This is a genomic window from Halomonas aquatica, assembly GCF_040196335.1.
Classification (GTDB): Bacteria; Pseudomonadota; Gammaproteobacteria; order Pseudomonadales; family Halomonadaceae; genus Halomonas; species Halomonas aquatica.
Genome location: NZ_JBEGCJ010000002.1, coordinates 110,715 through 129,184, shown reverse-complemented (window position 1 = coordinate 129,184; position 18,470 = coordinate 110,715). Strand labels below are relative to the sequence as shown.

General features: G+C 63.3%; 19 protein-coding genes. 11 read left to right on the top strand and 8 right to left on the bottom strand.

Annotated features, from left to right (window positions below; translation table 11 throughout):
• Positions 1–4 precede the first annotated feature (4 nt).
• Both ABE960_RS03760 and ABE960_RS03755 read left to right on the top strand, forming a co-directional pair.
• Entirely contained in the window at positions 5–1,681 is a 1,677-nt protein-coding gene (locus ABE960_RS03760; RefSeq protein WP_349760916.1) for a dipeptide ABC transporter ATP-binding protein, read from the top strand.
• The gene (locus tag ABE960_RS03755; RefSeq protein WP_349760915.1) at positions 1,678–2,385 is read left to right on the top strand and encodes a GntR family transcriptional regulator; all 708 of its coding nucleotides are present in this window, start codon (positions 1,678–1,680) and stop codon (positions 2,383–2,385) included. Before ABE960_RS03760 ends, ABE960_RS03755 begins: the two co-directional genes overlap by 4 nt.
• A 166-nt stretch (positions 2,386–2,551) precedes the next feature.
• Here the strand turns inward: ABE960_RS03755 and ABE960_RS03750 are convergent, their stop codons facing one another.
• The 3 genes from ABE960_RS03750 to ABE960_RS03740 form a co-directional block, all read right to left on the bottom strand.
• Entirely contained in the window at positions 2,552–3,307 is a 756-nt protein-coding gene (locus ABE960_RS03750) for an S-adenosylmethionine synthetase N-terminal domain-containing protein (RefSeq protein ID WP_349760914.1), read from the bottom strand.
• Positions 3,304–3,501, bottom strand: a complete 198-nt coding sequence (locus tag ABE960_RS03745) for a hypothetical protein (RefSeq protein ID WP_349760913.1) — start codon at positions 3,499–3,501, stop codon at positions 3,304–3,306. Before ABE960_RS03745 ends, ABE960_RS03750 begins: the two co-directional genes overlap by 4 nt.
• Before the next feature lie 73 nt (positions 3,502–3,574).
• A complete protein-coding gene (locus ABE960_RS03740; RefSeq protein ID WP_349760912.1) occupies positions 3,575–4,486 on the bottom strand; it encodes a LysR family transcriptional regulator in 912 nt (303 codons plus the stop codon).
• Between the two features lie 263 nt (positions 4,487–4,749).
• On the opposite strand from ABE960_RS03740, the gene ABE960_RS03735 reads away from it, so the two are divergent.
• The 5 genes from ABE960_RS03735 (at position 4,750) to ABE960_RS03715 (ending at position 10,764) form a co-directional block, all read left to right on the top strand.
• Complete coding sequence (locus ABE960_RS03735) at positions 4,750–6,345, top strand: N-acyl-D-amino-acid deacylase family protein (protein WP_349760911.1); 1,596 nt, start codon at positions 4,750–4,752, stop codon at positions 6,343–6,345.
• Positions 6,346–6,993: 648 nt separating this feature from the next.
• Positions 6,994–7,986, top strand: a complete 993-nt coding sequence (dctP, locus tag ABE960_RS03730; protein WP_349760910.1) for a TRAP transporter substrate-binding protein DctP — start codon at positions 6,994–6,996, stop codon at positions 7,984–7,986.
• A gap of 182 nt (positions 7,987–8,168) precedes the next feature.
• Complete coding sequence (locus tag ABE960_RS03725) at positions 8,169–8,693, top strand: TRAP transporter small permease (protein ID WP_349760909.1); 525 nt, start codon at positions 8,169–8,171, stop codon at positions 8,691–8,693.
• A gap of 2 nt (positions 8,694–8,695) precedes the next feature.
• Positions 8,696–9,997, top strand: a complete 1,302-nt coding sequence (locus tag ABE960_RS03720) for a TRAP transporter large permease (protein WP_349760908.1) — start codon at positions 8,696–8,698, stop codon at positions 9,995–9,997.
• The gene (locus ABE960_RS03715; RefSeq protein WP_349760907.1) at positions 9,994–10,764 is read left to right on the top strand and encodes an alpha/beta fold hydrolase; all 771 of its coding nucleotides are present in this window, start codon (positions 9,994–9,996) and stop codon (positions 10,762–10,764) included. The genes ABE960_RS03720 and ABE960_RS03715 overlap by 4 nt, the downstream gene beginning before the upstream one ends.
• A 128-nt stretch (positions 10,765–10,892) precedes the next feature.
• On the opposite strand, the gene ABE960_RS03710 is transcribed toward ABE960_RS03715, so the two are convergent.
• Positions 10,893–11,291 (bottom strand): hypothetical protein, encoded by a 399-nt coding sequence (locus ABE960_RS03710; RefSeq protein WP_349761378.1) that lies wholly within the window; start codon positions 11,289–11,291, stop codon positions 10,893–10,895.
• Positions 11,292–11,501: 210 nt separating this feature from the next.
• Positions 11,502–12,407 (bottom strand): LysR family transcriptional regulator, encoded by a 906-nt coding sequence (locus tag ABE960_RS03705; protein WP_349760906.1) that lies wholly within the window; start codon positions 12,405–12,407, stop codon positions 11,502–11,504.
• Between the two features lie 213 nt (positions 12,408–12,620).
• Here ABE960_RS03705 and cuyA point away from each other — a divergent pair, with 213 nt between their 5' ends.
• The 4 genes from cuyA to ABE960_RS03685 all read left to right on the top strand — a co-directional run bounded on the left by cuyA (position 12,621) and on the right by ABE960_RS03685 (position 16,049).
• A complete protein-coding gene (cuyA, locus tag ABE960_RS03700) occupies positions 12,621–13,634 on the top strand; it encodes a D-cysteate sulfo-lyase (RefSeq protein WP_349760905.1) in 1,014 nt (337 codons plus the stop codon).
• A gap of 54 nt (positions 13,635–13,688) precedes the next feature.
• Positions 13,689–14,108, top strand: a complete 420-nt coding sequence (locus ABE960_RS03695) for a histidinol dehydrogenase (protein WP_349761377.1) — start codon at positions 13,689–13,691, stop codon at positions 14,106–14,108.
• Positions 14,098–14,847, top strand: a complete 750-nt coding sequence (gene cuyB, locus ABE960_RS03690; protein WP_349760904.1) for a cysteate racemase — start codon at positions 14,098–14,100, stop codon at positions 14,845–14,847. Before ABE960_RS03695 ends, cuyB begins: the two co-directional genes overlap by 11 nt.
• Positions 14,848–14,993: 146 nt before the next feature.
• Complete coding sequence (locus ABE960_RS03685; RefSeq protein ID WP_349760903.1) at positions 14,994–16,049, top strand: YeiH family protein; 1,056 nt, start codon at positions 14,994–14,996, stop codon at positions 16,047–16,049.
• Between the two features lie 215 nt (positions 16,050–16,264).
• On the opposite strand, the gene ABE960_RS03680 is transcribed toward ABE960_RS03685, so the two are convergent.
• Genes ABE960_RS03680 through ABE960_RS03670 form a run of 3 tightly spaced genes read right to left on the bottom strand, consistent with a single transcriptional unit; the run spans position 16,265 to position 18,363 of the window.
• Entirely contained in the window at positions 16,265–16,993 is a 729-nt protein-coding gene (locus tag ABE960_RS03680; protein WP_349760902.1) for an amino acid ABC transporter ATP-binding protein, read from the bottom strand.
• A complete protein-coding gene (locus ABE960_RS03675; RefSeq protein ID WP_349760901.1) occupies positions 16,990–17,646 on the bottom strand; it encodes an amino acid ABC transporter permease in 657 nt (218 codons plus the stop codon). The genes ABE960_RS03680 and ABE960_RS03675 overlap by 4 nt, the downstream gene beginning before the upstream one ends.
• Complete coding sequence (locus tag ABE960_RS03670) at positions 17,647–18,363, bottom strand: amino acid ABC transporter permease (protein WP_349760900.1); 717 nt, start codon at positions 18,361–18,363, stop codon at positions 17,647–17,649.
• Between the last annotated feature and the right edge of the window lie 107 nt (positions 18,364–18,470).

Sequence of the window (18,470 nt, the reverse complement as noted above, 5' to 3'; positions counted from 1 at the left end):
TGAGATGAACGTACCCCTGCTGGATATACAGCACCTGAGTGTGGACTTCGTCACTCGCAAGGGCACCGTGCGGGCCATTGACGACATCTCCCTGGCCGTGGACAAGGGCGAGACTCTGGGCATCGTGGGCGAGTCCGGTTCCGGCAAGTCGGTGACTTCCTACGCGGTGATGCGCATCCTTGACCGGGCCGGACGCATCGCCGGCGGCAAGATCACCTACGGCGGCATGCCCCTGCACAAGGCCCGGGAAAAGGACATGCAAGACATCCGCGGCCGCGAGATATCAATGATCTTCCAGAATCCGCGGGCGGCCCTGAACCCGATCCGCCGCATTGGCCAGCAGGTGGCGGATGTTCTGATCGAACACAATCAGGCCATCCGGAGCAATGCCCGGGAAAAGTCCATCGAGATGCTGAAAGCGGTAAAGATCCGCGACCCGGAGCAGCGTTACAGCGCCTACCCCTTCGAGCTGTCCGGCGGCATGTGCCAGCGGGTAGTGATTGCCATCGCCCTGGCCTGTCGGCCCCGGCTGCTGATTGCCGACGAGCCGACTACCGGCCTGGATGTGACCACCCAGAAGGCGGTGATGGACCTGATCGTGGAACTGACGCGCGAATACAACATGTCCACCGTGCTCATCACCCACGACTTGGGGCTGGCGGCGGCCTACTGCGATCGGCTGGTGGTTATGGAGAAGGGTAAGATAATCGAGGCCAACGATTCTGCCGAGCTGTTTCACGGCCCCAAGCAGGCCTATACCCGACAGCTACTGCAGGCAACCCCCCGCCGGGACTCCCGGGTTCGGGACCTGCTGACGCCGGAAGCCCGGGCCCGGGCCATTGCCTTGCCGGAAGCCCGGAACCTGGGGGAACCGGTGCTGACCGTCAGCAACCTGTGCAAGCAGTTCGGCAAGCCCGGGGCCGAGGGCAGCCACCTGGCGGTGGAGGACCTGTCGTTCCAGATCCGCGAAGGCGAGAGCCTGGGGCTGGTGGGAGAGAGCGGCTGCGGCAAGTCAACCACCTCCGCCATGATCATGCGGCTGCTGGACAACAGCAGCGGGAAAATCGAATTCTTGGGTGAGGATATTGCCCCTATCCCGGCCTCGAAATTTGCGTCCCACCCTCTGCGGGGCAAGCTGCAGATGGTGTTCCAGGACCCTACCGACAGCCTCAACCCCCGCTGGAGCGCGGCCCAGTCCATCGGCGACCCCATCCAACGGCTGACACCGAAGCTGGGGGGGAAGGACCGGGAGCAGCGGGTGATCGAACTGGCCGGACTGGTGGGCCTTCCGGTGCACCTTCTGGATCGCTTCCCACACCAGCTCTCTGGTGGCCAGAAGGCCCGCGTGGGCATTGCCCGGGCCATCGCCCTGGAACCCAAGCTGCTGATCCTGGACGAGCCCACGGCGGCACTAGATGTATCAGTACAGGCGGTGGTGCTCAACCTGTTGGAGGACCTGAAACATCGCCTGGGCATGAGCTACCTGTTCATCAGCCATGATCTGAACGTGGTGCGGCTGTTATGCGACCGCATCATGGTGATGCAGAACGGCGTAGTGGTCGAGGAAGGCGATGCCGGCCAGTTGCTGGATGCCCCGGCCACCGATTATACCCGAACCCTGTTGGCCGCCATCCCCCATCCGCCAGAGACCCAAGGAGCGAGCGCAGGAGAGACGGTTTGACGAGCCCGACCATACCGCCTAAGCGCCGCAGCAAGGGCACGGTGGTGGACGGCATTGTCCAGATCCTGGCGAACGACATCATCAGTGGCTGCCTGGCTCCGGGCACCAAGCTTGATGCCCAAGCCATGGCGGAGCGCTTTGGCGTCTCCCGCACCCCGATCCGCGAGACCTTTGGTCACCTGGCAGCCATGGGGCTGGTCATCCATCGGCCCAACCGGGGCGTGATCGTTGCCACCCTGTCGCCGGCTGCCCTCAGTGATCTCTATGAAGCCATGGCGGAGCTGGAAGCGGCACTGGCGCGGCTGGCCGCCCTGCGCATGAACAGCGACCAGCGTCAGGCCTTGCTTGAACTCCATCAGGAGTCGGTGCATCTGGTGCGAACTGGCACCGCCGACGACTATGCCCGTTACAACCAGCGCTTCCACGCACTTATCTTCGAGGGTGCCCAGAGCGGCCAGCTGCAGCAACTGGCGGAAGCTACCCGCCACCGGCTGTCGCCCTTCCGCCGTGCCCAGTTCCGCCTGACTAACCGGGTCAGCAAATCCTGGGAGGAGCACGACGCTATCGTCCGCACCATTCTGGCCGGCGACGCCGACGGCGCGGCCCGCCTGATGCGACTGCATGTACAAACGGTCAGCGCCATGTCGGCGGAGTTTGTGGCAGAGCACCAGCTCCACCCGGACACCCGCGGGGCGTCCGCATGAAGGCTTAATCGCGGACCGGTGTGATCTGCACCCCGGATCCCCGAGCCACGGTAGCGGGGCAGGAGGTGCTGCAGGCCAGCCTAACGGCCATTGATGCAGTGATGGACGCGGGCGTGGTGTTGTCCGTGGTTTGTCCCCATAAGTGTGGTATCTGCGGCGATGCCCTCTAGTTGCTCAGCGACGGCAGACAAGTGGATACCCTGTTGGGTCTCGGCCAGGCCGGGTTGATCAGGTGGCGGGTGGTGTCACTGTGCAAGTGTTCGGGTATCACCGGCTCGATCAGCTCGCGGAGAATCGCTAGCTCGACGGTCTGGCTGGACATGGCCTCATCATGCTGTGTCGACAGCACCACGGTGTCCACGGCCACGGGCTCGTCGTCCTGATAGCGTACCGTGACCTGGGCCTTGGCATCCGGCCGCAGCCAGGGCAGGGTGCGGCTCTTGCGCAGTTCGCGATGCCGCAGCATCAGCTGGTGGGCGAGATGGATCGGCAGCGGCATCAGGGTGGCGGTCTTGTCGCAGGCGTAGCCAAACATGAGGCCCTGATCGCCCGCACCAAAAACGCCGTCGGTGCGCTCCACGGCCTGGGCAATCTGCGGCGACTGGTGGTTCACCCTGACCAAAATCTCGCATTCCTCAGAACCGATCCCTGGAAAGGTCCCGCTGTAGTCGGTATCGAGTAATACGTTGCGGGCGATCCCCGGGATCTCCTCCAGCACCTGGTCATGGCGCAACTCGGTGGGAAAGCCGATCTCGCCAGCCACCACCACCAGATGGGGCGCAATCAGCGTCTCGCAGGCCACGCGCGCCTTCGGCTCGATCTCCAGGCAGCGGTCCAGGATGGCATCCGAGATGCGATCGGCGAGCTTGTCGGGGTGCTCGTCGGAGACCGACTCGGAAGTGAAGAGGTAGTGGCGGGTCATGAGCGGGCCGCCTTTCGCTCGGTGGCCAGGGCGTCCAGCTCGCCGGGCCCACCCTTCACACGGCAGTAGCCGCAGCCGAATTGATCCGAGCTGCTGCTGAACATCAACCGGTGGCTCTTGCCGTGGCCGGTGCGGTTGACCCGGGCGATGGCCTGCAGCAGCTCTGCCTCGCGCAGCGAGCGGTCCAGGTACATCACCCCCTCGATGGGGGCGTCTACGTCTAGCGGTGTGATTCGCCAGGCGCAGGCAGCGACGGCATGAGCCTTCTCATTGATTCGCGATACGCGCGTGATGCTGGGTTCGGATGAACTGGATGAAGCACTGCTGAACGGGTGTCATATCCTTCGGCAGCCAGGCCATCTCGGTGGGAATTCGCTCCTCCACGTCCTGCAGCGAGAGGATCCTGGTGCCTTTCCGGTAGTAATTGCGCACACACTCGGCATGCAGGGTGACGCCGAGATTGGCCTCGATGAAACCGAAGATCCCCTCGCTGTTGTAGGCTTCCTGGATGACCCTGGGCTGGAACCCTCGGCGAAGGCAGATCGCCTGGACGTGACGATGGAAGTGATGCCACCCCTCCCGCTCGCCCATGACAAAGGGCTCGTCACGCAGCGCTTCCAGGCAGACAGCGTCCAGCTGCGACAGCGGATGCCGATTCGATACGATCGCCACCAGCCTGTCGAGCTGCACGGGGATGCTGCTGAGATCATGATCACCGACCGGTCCCGTCACGAAGGCACAATCCAGCTGATGCTCATGCAACTGTTCGATTTGACGGTAGGTAAAGCCATGCACCAGCTCCAGCTGGACCCCTGGATGGCTGTTGCGGAAGGCTTCCAGGATCTGCGGCAGGCATCCGGTGATGGCGAAGTCCGTGTAGCCAATACGCAGCCTGCCTACCTCCCCTTCCAGGGAGCGCCGGGCATTCCTTTCGGCCTCCTCCAGCAACCTTAGGGCCTGGTAGGCGCCCTCCAGGAAGGTACGCCCCTCCTCGGTCAGGCTTACGCGACGGCTGGAACGGACCAGCAGTCGCAAGCCGAGGAAATCCTCAAGCTGCTTGATCGTGCGACTCAGCGCCGGCTGTGCCACGTTCAGCCGCTCGGCCGCACGATGGAAGTTCAATTCCTCGGCGACCGCGATGAAGCCTTTCAGATGTCGCAACTCATACCGGACGGTCATAGGCGATGCCTGTGAAGTATCAATTGATGCTCAATTGATATTATACAGGTCAATGTCAGCTGCCTAGACTCAGTCGGGAACAGCTCCCTCCACTTCGCCGCCCCCAGGATCTTCGACACGTCTGTCGACCAGGGGCCCTCGGGGTCCTGCCGGTGCCTGATACCCCACGTCATCGTCATCCTGCTGATCCTCTTCGAGGAGTGGGTCCTGTTCCTACCGAACCCGGTGTTCGGCGCCATAAGCTTCTGACGGAGGGTTAACACATGTTCGATCTCATCATCGCCAACGGGCTGGTCGTCGACGGCACCGGCCGGCCGGCCAGGAGGGAAGACATTGGCATCCGGGGGGACCGAGTGGCCAGGATCGGCGACCTCTCCTCCGCGCCCGCCAGGGAACGGATCGATGCCGCAGGACAGGTGGTCAGTCCCGGCTTCATCGATATCCATACGCATTCCGACTTCAGCCTGATCGTCAACGGGAAGGCGGAGAGCCAGGTTCACCAGGGCGTCACCCTGGAGGTGGTGGGCAACTGTGGCTTCAGCTGCGCGCCCTGTCCCAAGTGTGACGACCTGAAGAGTGCCATCTTCGGCTACCAGCCGGGCTTCGATATCAGCTGGAACACCTTCGATGAGTACCTCACCGTGCTCGGCGACCAGCCCCTGGGGGTGAATGTTGCGGCCTATGTGGGACATGGGACCCTGAGAATCGCCGCCATGGAGGGCGACAACATCAATCGCCCGGCAACGCAGCAGGAGACCAGGACGATGGAGCAGCTGCTGACGGCGTCGCTGGAAGCGGGGGCCATCGGTTTCACCACGGGACTGGAGTATTCGCCCGGCAGCTCCGCGGCGACCAGCGAGATCACCCAGCTCTGCAGGACCCTGCATCGCTACGACCGCCTCTATGCCACCCATGTCAGGAATCGCGACATCTACTACGAGGTGGGGTTCGGTGAGGCCCTGGCCGTCGCCCGCAACGCCGACGTTCGGCTGCAGATCTCGCATATCACGCCCAAGTTCGGCTCGCCGGCCCATGCCATGGAACACACCCTGGAGATGATCGACTGGTCGCGCAGGAGGGGGGGGGATGTCGCCTTCGACATCATTCCGCACACCTGGGGGCCGACCACCATGTCCTCCGTGCTGCCACCCTGGGTCTTCGACGGCGGGGTGGTGAAGATACTGGAGCGGCTCGCCAACCGGGACCTGCGTCCCGCCATCAAGGACAACCCGAACCCTATCTGGCAGCTGATCCCCGCCGGGCGCTGGGATCAGATCATTCTCTTCCAGTCGGAGAACAACGCCGGCCTCGTCGGAGCCACCATCGCCGAGATCGCCAGCCGGCGAGGGCAGGAGGATCCCCACGAGACCGTGCTGGACCTGTTGCTAGAGGAAGGCGAAGGGCTGTTCAACGTCACCTGGGCGGCGAACAATTTCAGCGAGGACGACAACCGGCTGTGCATCAGTCAGCCCGAGTGCGGCATCATCTCGGACACCATCACCCTGGCCCCCTATGGGGCGCTGGGCGACAAGCGCTGGTCACCCAGCACCTACGGGTGGACGTCGCGCTTCATCGAGAAGTACCACGTCACTGAGGGACGCATCACCTTGGAGGATGCCATCCGGCGCATCACGGGCCTGGCCGCCGAGCGCCTGGGGATCGACGATCGCGGGGTGCTCAAGGAGGGCAACATGGCGGACATCACCGTCTTCGACACCGAGACCCTCCACGACAACTCGACGCTGCAGGATCCCAACCACTATCCCTCCGGCATCCAGCATGTCCTGGTCAACGGGCAGCTGTCGATCCGTGCCGGAGAGCGCACAGATGCCAACGCCGGCAGCGTCCTGCGCGCCTGAGCGTGGCCCGCCGCCATGACCGGCTCCTCGATAGGTCGACACCTAGTGCATGGTGCTTGCCCCGGAAGATGCCGTCAGCTGGGGCTGGGTCGCGCTGAATCGCCCCGGGTGGCGCCTACACCGCCAGGCCCTCTACCCAAGGTGCCGTGGCTCATGGCGCTATCAAGCCGCGCACTCTGCTGCGGCAGACGCCACCGATCACGGAGGTGCCATGGCCAGCCTGTAAGCCTTGCTACAGTATTCTTAGGAAAGGCTTTGGATGATTTCAATATATAGACCTACCAATATCGATCATTTAAAGGAATATTCTGAATTCATACCTACAGAGAGTTTATATTTCTGGTTATGCGATTTTTTAATCATTACTGAGAATCTTGGCATGAGCCGAATCGTGCGGTGATGACTAGGTTGGATATTAGGCCGGGCAGCGGTGGATGGAGTGTTGCCAATCAAAAGCCCGTCGTCATAGTGAGAGCACACTTATGCAACGTTTTTCTCGCCTGGAGGCTCGCATGCACCTTTACCAGGCCAACTGACATTCCATCGCCACGAAGGGATTCGTGTATTGCTGGCGAAAGACCTGACCGCCTCGTGGCGTTTCTGCGTGTCGGTTCCACCACCCCCATGACAACGACAAAAGGTGATCCCATGAAAACCATCCCGACGCTGACCGTTTTGGCCGCTTCCATCGCCCTGGCCGGGGCGAGCGTGAGTGCCCAGGCGAGCACGACCCTGCGACTCTCCACCTATGTGAACAAGGTCGACATACGCTATGAGGGGTTCGAGAAGTTTGCCGAACTGGTCGAGGAGAAGACGGACGGCGAGGTGAAGATCGAGATCTTCCCCTCTTCCACCCTCCACGGCTGGAGCGAGGGTGTCGACGCCGTGACCGGGGGTATCGCGGACATCGCCTGGGTGCCTGCCGACAATCGACTGCCGTGCTATCGGACCACCTATCTGTATCCCGCCCTGGTCGATCTCGAACGGCAGCACGAGCTCGATGCGGCATTTACCGACCTGATGCGCGACGAGGCCGCCGAGGTTGGCCTGGTGCCGATCTTCAACTCCAACTACTCCTATGATCAGGAGTGGTGGTTCCAGGAGCCGGTGGAGGACATCACCCAGCTGGATGGCAAGTTGGTGCGCTCCATCGGCCCGCTGGTCAGCCTGATGATCACCTCCTGGGGCGGCGAACCGGTATTCGTGTCGCCCAACGAGGTCTTCCAGTCGGCAGAGCGAGGCGTGGTGGATGGCATCAACATGGGGGTAGCCACCTACAGCTCCTGGCAGCTGTGGGACGTGATGCCCTACATGGTCAATGCGTCGCTGTTCTACGGCAACGTTCATTACATGATGAACAAGGGCAAGTACGACGGCCTCGAGGCAGCCGACCAGCAGGCGCTGTTGGAGGCGGCTCGCGAAGCTGAGGTATGGCTCAAGCCCCGGTACGAGGAGTGGGTCAACGAGCGCGTCGGCCGCGCAGTGATGAAGGGCGGCGGGGCGGCGGTTTCCCTCGACCGAGACGAGAGTGCGGCCATCGTCGAGTCCATCGCGGCCGAGTGGGCGCCCGACGTCGAGGAGGCCTGTGGCCCCGAGAGGGCGGCCGCCGTGCGCGACATGTTCGCCGAGTACTCGCGTTGAGACTCGCCAGGGCGCAAGGAGCTCTGCGTCCGGACAGGCGTCCCATCGGGGCGCCTGTTTACTGATACCCATCCTGCGTGATCCCACCACATTGATCACCGTGGGTCCCGTGTTCCGGGTGAGACTCTCCCGCCATAAGGTAGGGAGGGCTCGCCATCGACCCGAGGTGACGAGGGCAATCGATGAATACCGACGAGACTTCCTTCGTGGAGCGAGTCCTGGATCGAGCGGCGCTGGGATGTGCCCTGGCGGGTGGCTTGATCGTGCTGGTGCAGGCGGTATGGATGAGCTGGGGCGTGTTCTCGCGATACGTGCTGGGCTCTCCCGATCGCATGGTGACCGAGGCGACCGCACTGCTGCTTTTTCCCGTGGCCTTCGCCGGGCTCGCCTATGCCCTGCGGCGTGATGCCTATCCCAAGGTGACTATGCTGCTGGACGTCCTGCCCCATCGTCCACGCCACTGGCTGCAGGCCCTCAACCTGGTGATCATGGCCCTGATCGGTCTCTGGTTCATGTACGTCTCTTTCTCGGCCACCCTGAACACCTACGCGTCCGGCTCGGCATCGGAAATCCTGCTGTGGCCTCGGGTCTATTTCTGGGTGCCGGTACTGCTCTCTATGGTGACCTTCTGCTGCTGTGTCCTGCATCGCCTTTTCCAGCATTTCACCAGGAACAGCCTCCCCACCAACGTCAAGCAGGGGTTCTGATCATGGAATGGTATACCGTGGCCATCGGCCTCTTCGCTCTGCTGATGCTGCTGGTCAGCATCGGGGTGCCCATCCCCTTCGCGCTGGCAGGGGCGGCGCTGCCTTTCCTGTGGAGTATCCAGAGTTTCTCCACCTCCGTGGTGAGCAGCGAATTGCAGCTGTGGGGGGTTTGGTTCAACTACATCCTGCTTGCGATTCCCCTGTTCGTGTTCCTGGGGGAATTGATCGGGCGTTCCCGAGTCGGTTCCGACCTCTACCGTTTCCTTCACAGCGGCGTGAACGTGCGGGGGGCCGCCGCCTATGGCAGCATCGGCGCCTGCGCAGGTTTCGGTGCGGTATCCGGCTCCAGCATGGTGGGGTCGCTCACCATAGGTGGCGTCGCCCTCAAAGAAATGCTGCATCTCAAGTACGACCGGCGGCTGGCCAGCGGAATTCTGGCCGCCGGTGGCACACTCAGCGTGCTGATACCGCCGAGCCTGATCATGATCTACTACGGCATCGTCACGGATCAGTCGATCGGCAACCTCTTCATCGCAGGAATCATTCCGGGCATCATCCTGACCTCCATGTTCGTGATTATCGTGTTGGTCTGGTCGAGACTGCATCGCTCTCACGTGCCGGATTCCGATAACGCCACGAAACTGCCGCGCAAACGCATCATCGCCGCGCTGACTACCATTGGCCTGATAGGCTTCATCATCATCGCCTCCATTTACACGGGGCTTGCCACGCCTACCGAAGCGGCTGCGGTGGCGGCAGTGATCACCTTTGTTCTGACCGCGTGCTTTGGTGGCCTGACCTTTTCCGGTTTCGTCGAGGCGCTCAAGCGCACCATGCTGACCATGGGCTATGTGGGCCTGTTGCTCTCCGCAGGCACGCTCTTCGGCTTTGTGGTGACCTACTACCGCATTCCTGACGAGTTGACCTCCTTGATCACCTCCATGGGGCTGTCGCCCTACGTCATCCTGGCAGTGGTCATCGTGGCCTACATCCTGCTCGGCATGTTCCTGGAGCCCGTCTCCATGACCTTCATCACCCTGCCGACCATCTTCCCACTCATTCATGCCGCGGGCTTCGACCTGATCTGGTTCGGGGTGGTCTATACGGTGATCATGGAGATCGCGGTGCTGACGCCCCCGGTGGGGCTCAACCTCTACGTGATCCAGGGGCTGGCTAAGGATGACGTGTCGGTGGGGGATGTCATCGTGGGCTCGCTGCCCTTCATCGGGGCTCTGGTGCTGCTGGTGCTGGCGCTGCTGGTGGTGCCCGAGATCGCGCTCTGGCTTCCGGAGATCATGAGTTGAGTGATTCGCTTGTCCATGCGGTGGAGGATCCCGACTCCCTGCCGCTCGTGCTGGTTCACGGCTTCCTCAGTGGCAGCGACTACTGGTCGAGCGTGATCAGTGTCCTCAGGCAGAAGCGGCCGGTGATCGCGATCGATCTGCCGGGGTTCGGGAAGCGCTGCGATGAGCCGGCGGGCGACAGCGTGGCCGGCTTTGCCACCGACGTGCTCGAGACCCTGGACAGCTTGGGCGTGGGGCGTTTCGCGCTGCTGGGACATTCGATGGGAGGCATGATCGCTCAGGAGATGGCCTTTCTCGCCCCCCAGAGGGTGTCGGCACTGGTCCTCTTCGGCACCGGGCCCGAAGGCGAGCTGCCCGGTCGTTTCGAGCCCATCGCCGAGTCGAGGCGCAAGATCGATGCCGAAGGCAAGTCATCCACCATCGCGTTCATCGTCGCCAACTGGTACGTCAGCGGGCGGCAGCATCCCTGGTATGGGCCTTCCCTGGCCCTGGCCGATCAGGCCAGCGTCGAGGCGGTGAAGGGCGGATTGACCGCGATGGAAGGGTGGAGTGGGATCGACTATCTGGCGCATCACACTATGCCCTGCCTGGTGCTGTGGTCCGATCAGGACAAGGCGTATCCCTGGTCTCAGGAGCTGGCGCTCTGGCAAGGGATCCATGGTGCCCGGCTCGCCGTCATCCCCCACGCCGGCCACAATGCCCACCATGAAAAACCCGCACTCTTCTGCGCACTGCTCGATGACTTCCTCGACGAACTGCCCCGATAGGCTTCCCGGCTCATGACGCCCGGTGCGGCATATGGATGACCATCCGGGCCATCCCCCGGCGAGCCGCTGGGCCCGCCTTCGTGCTTCGAGGCAGGCGCGCGACCGGGGCGATTCTTCCTCGCCGTGCCTCAGTCCCGACGCGGTTGCACCACCACCACCGGGACGTGAGACCGCTTGATCACGCCCTTGGTGATCGGGCTCGCCTGGGTGGGGTAGCCCTCCAGGACGCTGCACGGCAGTTCCCGATAGCCGTAGGACTCGCGCAACTCGTGATGTCCCGCCCAGAAGGTCTCGATCCGCGAATCCAGGACCTCCTTGGCCTCCTTGGCCTCCTTGAGGCGCTGGTCCCTGAGGGTGTCGAGGATGTGACAATCCGGGATATTGACCCGGAGCGTGTTCACGACGTCGTCGGACAGGTACTTGACTGCGTGCAGGATGTCGACCTCGGCGCCTGTGGCCACGGCGAGGGTCACGACTTGCTCCAGCACCGGGTCGCAGTCAATCTTCAGCCCCACGCAGCAAAGGATGCGACGGACGCCTTGACTCTTGATGCCTCCTCACGGGCCGCGGTGTCAGTGCACCGCGCCGCGATATCAGTGATGGGTAACAAGCGTAAGCTTATCGCACTCGGCCGGCGGCGCCGAGGGCCTCCCCTAGTGAGGTCATCATGAGGGCCGACCATGAGTGGCGGCGCATCATGACGCGCTTCCCCATGGCCATGCCGGCGCCGCCCCGGGTCATACCATGGGCGGCCGGTCCTGTAGCAGTGTCCATAGGGCATCGAGGGAGGCGGCCTCGACCTCGGGTTGGCGGTAGCAGGCGACGACCAGCCTGGGACCTCCCAGCGTGTCCAGCAGAGATATCAACTTGCCCGCGATCAAGTCCTCTTCAACCAGGCCATACGGCAACCAGCCGATACCCAGGCCTGCCAGGGCCAACTCGCGTATGCCGATCGTGAAAGAGGTTTCGCACACCAGTTCGGTGTCATAGCGGCGTTGTACGTCGAGCAGGTAGGGGCTGGCCAGCACGCCGCCCAGGAAACTGTCCTCGCCGTATCCGATCAACGGCAGGGGTGACTGGCTGTCGAGATCGAAGAGGGGGCGCCCCATGCGGTCGGCGGCACATACGGGTATCAGTTGTTCCGTTCCCAGCTGGACGCGTTCTGTCTCTTCTCGATCGAATAACAGCGGCGAGCCCTCCAGTTCGCTGCACAACAGCAAGTCCGCCTCGCCTCGTCGGAAGTTGCGGATACAGTCGCTGCGATCCGATGATCTGACTTGCACGCGTGCCTCAGGGGCTCGGTGAAGAAAGTGGCGCATAAGCCGGGGCAGGTAGCTGACGGTGAGGGTGTGTTGGGTGGTCAGGATCGTCCGAGGACCATGCAGGGCATCTGCCCGGATGCGGCTGCGCATGGCGTAGAGGCGCGCCAGCCACTCGCGCATCGACGGCTCGTAGGCTCGCGCATGGGGCGTGAGCGCGAGACGCGTCGAGTGGCGATCGATCAGTTCGACCCCCAGCCACTCCTCCAACTGGCGGATGCGCCGCGAGAACGCCGGCTGGGTGATGTGTCGCACCTCGGCGGCCTGGGAAAAGGTGCCCGCCTCGATCAGCGCAAGAAAATCTTCAATCCACTCGATCTTCATATGAATCTTCCGAGGATCAATGCTGGGAAAGTGGCATTTACGAGATATGCAAAAAAATAACCGCGCTTGAGTATCTTGGCATTGGTCCGCATCGGCTGGCACGCACTAATGTGAAAGTAGACCGGTCAGTGGTGGATGGTGGTTCGCCAGCCCATCGACCGAAGTCATCCCTTGAGCACGCCTATGCCACAAATTACTCGCCTGGAGGCCCTTATGCATCTTTCCCGCTTTCCCCGTGTCCGCCTCGGCCACATGCCGACACCGCTCGAGCCGATGGACAACCTGAGCCGTCTGCTCGGCGGCCCGCGCCTGTGGATCAAGCGCGACGACTGCACAGGGCTCTCCACCGGCGGCAATAAGACCCGCAAGCTAGAGTTCCTGATGGCCGATGCGCTGGAGAAGGGGGCCGACACTATCATCACCCAGGGTGCGACCCAGTCGAACCACGCACGCCAGACCGTGGCGGCGGCCTGCAAGCTGGGCCTCGAGTGCCACATCCTGCTCGAGGATCGCACCGGCAGCCACGACCCGGCCTACAACTACAACGGCAACGTCTTCCTCGACCAGCTGCACGGTGCCACCGTCGAGAAGCGCCCCGGCGGCGCCGATATGCCGGCCGAGATGGAGACACTAGCCGAGCGGCTGAAGGCCGAGGGCAAGACTCCCTACATCATTCCCGGCGGCGGCTCCAACGAGATCGGTGCTCTGGGCTACGTCAACGCCGCCTTGGAGCTGCTCGCCCAGGCCAACGACATGGGCCTGCAGATCGATCACCTAGTGCATGCCACCGGCAGCGCCGGCACCCAGGCGGGCCTCGTTACCGGCCTGGCCGCCTGCAACTCGGGCATCCCGGTGCTCGGCGTCGGCGTCCGCGCGCCGAAGGACAAGCAGGAGGCCAACGTCTTCGCGCTGGCCCAGAAGACGGAAGCCAAGCTCGGCCTGAGCGGCGTGGTGACCCGTGAGCACGTGGTGGCCAACTGCGACTACGTCGGCGAGGGATACGGCATTCCCACCGAGAGCATGGTCGAGGCGGTGACGCTGCTGGCCCGTCACGAGGGCATCCTGCTCGACCCGGTCTACTCCGGCAAGGGCATGGCGGGCCTGATCGACCTGATCCGCAAGGGCCAGTTCAAGGAAAGCGAGAACGTGGTGTTCCTGCACACCGGGGGCAGTGTCGCGCTGTTCGGCTACCCGGATGCGTTCGGCTTCTCTGACTACCAGGCGTGACCACAGGTATCTGCCGCCCGACGGTTTCACTCCCCCGGGCCCGCGTCCCGGGGGATTCCACCAGTATCCCAAGCCGTTAGCTCCATTGCGGAGAACACCATAACAATTCGACATCCCAAGTCTGCCGAGGGCGACGAGGGCGTCGCCGCCGAAGATCAACGGGTCACCGCCGCGGTGCGCCAGATGCTTGACGATATCCGCGAGCGTGGCGAAACGGCCGTGCGCGTGTACGCCGAGAAGTTCGACGGCTGGACCGACGATTTCTTGCTGAGCGACGAGAAGCGCCAGCGTCTCACCGACGGAGTGCCCCAGTCGGTCAAGGATGACATCGACTTCGCCCATCGTCAGATCCGCCGTTTCGCCGAGGCGCAGCGCGACAGCCTGACCTCCTGCGAGATCGAGACCGAGCCCGGCGTGCTGCTCGGCCAGCGGGTTCTGCCGGAACGAAAGGGACAGGCAACCGATGACGACTAACGACCACGATGTTGAGGCTTCACCCGCCGCTCGGCACACCATTGTCGGGGTGCTGGGGGGAATGGGGCCCGACGCCACCGTGACCTTCATGCAGCGGGTCATCGACGCCACGCCCGCCGAGGACGATATCGATCACGTCCACCTGCTGGTGGACAACAATCCCAAGGTGCCGTCACGGATCAGGGCGCTGATTCACGGAGATGGCGAGAACCCGGGCCCGGCCATTGCCGAGATGGCGTGTCGCCTCGAGCAGGGCGGCGCCGACTTCCTGGTGATGCCGTGCAACACCGCCCACTACTACTGGCAGTTCGCCCAGGAAGCCGTCGATATCCCGGTCTGGCACATCGTCGAGCGGACGCTGGATGCCATCGCCCGCCGCATCCCCGGGGCCCGGGTGGGCATGCTGTGCTCCCCGGCGCTGCGCAAGATCGGCCTCTACGAGGGCTTCGTCGAGTCGCGCGGCCTCTCTCTGGTGTACCCCGATGACGAGGCCTCGGTGCTCGAGGTGATCTGCGCGGTCAAGCGCGGGCAGGGGCGACACCCGGAGACCCTGGCCGCCTTCGCCCGAGCCGCCGACGACCTCAGGGCCCGCGGAGCGGACGTGCTGGTGCTGGCCTGCACCGAGCTGTCGGTGATCCAGGACGCCCTGGATGCCTCGGTGCCCATCGTCGATACCGTCCAGGTGCTGGCCGAGCAGGTGGTGGCCGCCGCCCAGGGCGCCGAGGTCCCCGCACCCTAGGCGACATCACGGAACCTCCGGCCGGCCGGGCAGGGTGACCCGGGGCCGCCACGATTCGTTTCCCGCGCCGTCGCGCCTCCCGTCAGCCTCATCTCCGGATGAGGACGGGACGTTCGTCCAGCAGACCGGACCAGGAGAGCAGCTATATGAAACCACAGAACCTCAATACCTCGGCCGCGTACTGGAGGACCCGTCTCGCCCTGCGGCTCAGCAGCTTCCGCGCCCTCGGCCGCGGGCTGCTGGTGTGCGTCACCATCGCCCTGGCCACCACCTTCATCGCCGACCACTACGGGGGCCCGACGCTGCTCTATGCCCTGCTGTTCGGCATGTCGCTGCACTTCCTGAGCGAGCAGGGACCGTGCCGCCAGGGTATCGAGTTTGCCGCGCGTACCGTGCTGCGCCTCGGTGTGGCGCTGCTGGGCGCGCGGATGACCCTCGCGCAGGTGGGCGACCTGGGGTTCGGGCCCGTACTCACCGTGGTGGGGGCGGTGGCGCTGGTCATCGCCATGGGAGCGGTGCTGGCCAGGGCGTTGGGCCTGGATCGCGACCTCGGGCTCCTGACCGGCGGCGCCGTCGCCATCTGCGGTGCATCGGCGGCCCTGGCCCTGTCGGCGGTGATGCCACGTCATGAGACCAGCGAGCGCAACACCATCCTCACGGTGGTCGGGGTGACCACGCTCTCGACCATGGCGATGGTGACGTATCCATTGATCGCCGGGGCCCTGCAGCTGGCCAATGTCCAGGCGGGGATCTTCCTGGGGGGCACCATCCACGACGTGGCCCAGGTGGTGGGGGCCGGCTACATGATCTCCGAGCAGACCGGCGACATCTCGACGTTGGTCAAGCTGGTGCGGGTCGCCATGCTGGTGCCGGCTGTGATGGCCTTCATGTGGCTGTTTCGCGCCTCGCGCCAGGCAGAAGGGGCGGAGGCCAAGGTGCCGATGCTGCCGAGCTTCCTGGTGGGCTTCGTGGTGCTGGTCGTGGTCAACAGCCTGGGGCTCATTCCCGAGACGGTAAGCGACGGGATGTCGACGCTGTCCCGCTGGTGCCTGGTCACCGCCATCGCGGCGTTGGGCATCAAGACCTCGTTCCAGAAGCTGGCAGTGGTTGGCTGGCGCCCGGTGATCTTGATGGCCCTGGAGACCGTGATCCTGCTGGTCGTAGTACTGGGGGTGGTGCTGGTCGCCGGCCTGGGGACCTGATCACCCCGCACGCATCGAATCTCTCAAGGAGAAGAGGCCCGTCAGCGTCCGCTGATGGGCCTCTTGCGTCTCTGCGTGGGTTCATGACCCGTTGATTTCCTTACCGTTATCCGCCAACGCCGGACTCGAGATATAATATAGACTCAGCCATCCGGGAGGATCCCTATGCAGCAGTGGCATAGGTGACACTAGTGAGCTCGCTTTTCCGGACAATGCTAGTGCGCCAGGATCTTCGACAGGAATTCCTTGGCACGGTCTGTCTCGGGGTTCTTGAAGAAGGTTTCAGTCGCGGCGATCTCCTTCACCTCACCTTCGTCCATGAAGACCACCCGGCGCGCCACCTTACGGGCGAAGCCCATTTCGTGGGTGACCACCATCATCGTCATGCCTTCCTTGGCCAGCTCGACCATGACATCCAGCACCTCGCTGATCATCTCCGGATCGAGCGCCGAGGTCGGCTCGTCGAAACACATGGCGATGGGATCCATGGCCAGAGCCCGGGCGATCGCCACCCGCTGCTGCTGTCCGCCGGACAAGGCAGAGGGGTACTTATCCGCCTGATCGGCCAGGCCAACCCGCTCCAGCAGGCCCTCGGCCTTCTTGAGCGCCTCGTCGCGTGAGCGGTTCAGCACCTTGATCTGGCCCAGCATCAAGTTCTCGATCACTGTCTTGTGTGGGAACAGCTCGAAATGCTGGAACACCATGCCAATACGGGCGCGCACATCTGGCAGCTTGGTGCCCTTGGCCGTCACCTCGGTCTCGTCGACCACGATGTGACCCGAGTCAATGGGCTCCAGCGCGTTGACACACTTGATCAGTGTGCTCTTGCCCGAGCCGGACGGACCGCAGATGACGATCACCTCGCCACGTTCAACCTCAAGCGAACAGCCGTTCAGGACATGGAAGTTGCCGTACCATTTGTCGATGTTGTCGATTTTGATCATGCGACCTTCTTCTTCTGCAGGTACTTCACCAGCATGGAGCCAGAGAAGCAGATAACGAAATAGACCAGCGCCGCGAAGAGGTACATCTCTGCCAGACGTCCTTCCAGCTTGGCCACCGTACTGGCTGAGGTCATGAAATCGCTCAGGGCCACGACATAGACCAGGGAGGTGTCCTGGAACAGGATGATCGCCTGGGTCAACAGGACCGGGATCATGTTGCGGAAGGCCTGGGGAAGGATCACGTACTGGAAGTTCTGGCGCGGCGTCAGCCCGATGGCCTGGCCGGCATAGACCTGTCCGCGCGAGACCGAATTGAGCCCGGCACGCATGATCTCGGCATAATAGGCTGCCTCGAACAGTGAGAAGGCGATCAACGCGCTGGTGAAGTTCCCCACCGGTCGGCCGATCAGCAGCGGCACCAGGAAGTAGAACCAGAAGATGACGAGGATGAGCGGGATCGACCTGAAGACGTTGACGTAGACGGCGCTGAACCACCGCAGTGGCGCCGGGCCCCAGACCCGCATGACCGCCAGTAGGGTGCCCCAGGCGAGACCCGCCAGCAGTGCCAGAAAGGTCAGTTGGAAGCTGATGACCAGTCCGTCCAGAAGGAACGGAAGCGATTCAACAATGACCTGGAAATCGAAATCATCCATCTACCTTGCTCCTCCCGTACCCGGGATTCGTGTCTTCTGGTCGATCAGGCGCATCAGCAGCACCACCAGAAGCGTGATGACCAGGTAAAGCAACGTCGCGGCAGTGAACGCCTCGAAGCCCTGGAAGGTATAGTTCTCGATCTGCCGTGCCTGGGCGGTCAGTTCCAGCACGCCAATGGTCAGTGCCAGCGATGAATTCTTGAAGATGGTCAGGAATTCGGAGGTCAGCGGGGGGACGATGATCCGATAGGAGATCGGAAGCCGGATGTACAGGTAGTTCTGAAGCGGCGTGAGCCCGATCGCGAGACCCGCGTTCACCAGGTCCTTGCTGATGGTCTCAATGCCTGAGCGGACCTGCTCGGCCACTCGGGCCGCCGTATAGGCGCCCAGCGCCACGACGGCCGTCCAGTATTCGGGATTGGGCATGTCGCGCTTGACCCAAAGGCCCAGGTCCTCGGGAAGCAGTTCGGGCACAACGAAGTACCACACGAACAGTTGCACGAGCAGCGGAATATTGCGGAACAGCTCGACATAGGCCGCAGCCAGGGTCCGTACCAGCCGACTGGGTACCGTGCGCAGGATGCCGACCGCGGAACCTAGCACGAAGGCGATGATCCAGGCGGCGATCGCCACCAGCAGGGTCCACTGCAAACCGGAGAACAGCCAGCCGAGGTAGGGCTCCTGGAACAGGACCGTCCAATTCCAGTTGTAGTTCATTAGTATTCCTCAATTAACGCCCAGACATGGTCGGGGTCACGTCAGCGACCCCGACCATAGCTACATTCGCCATGCCTTTACCGTGTTGGGCTGCTCGCAGTCCTGCT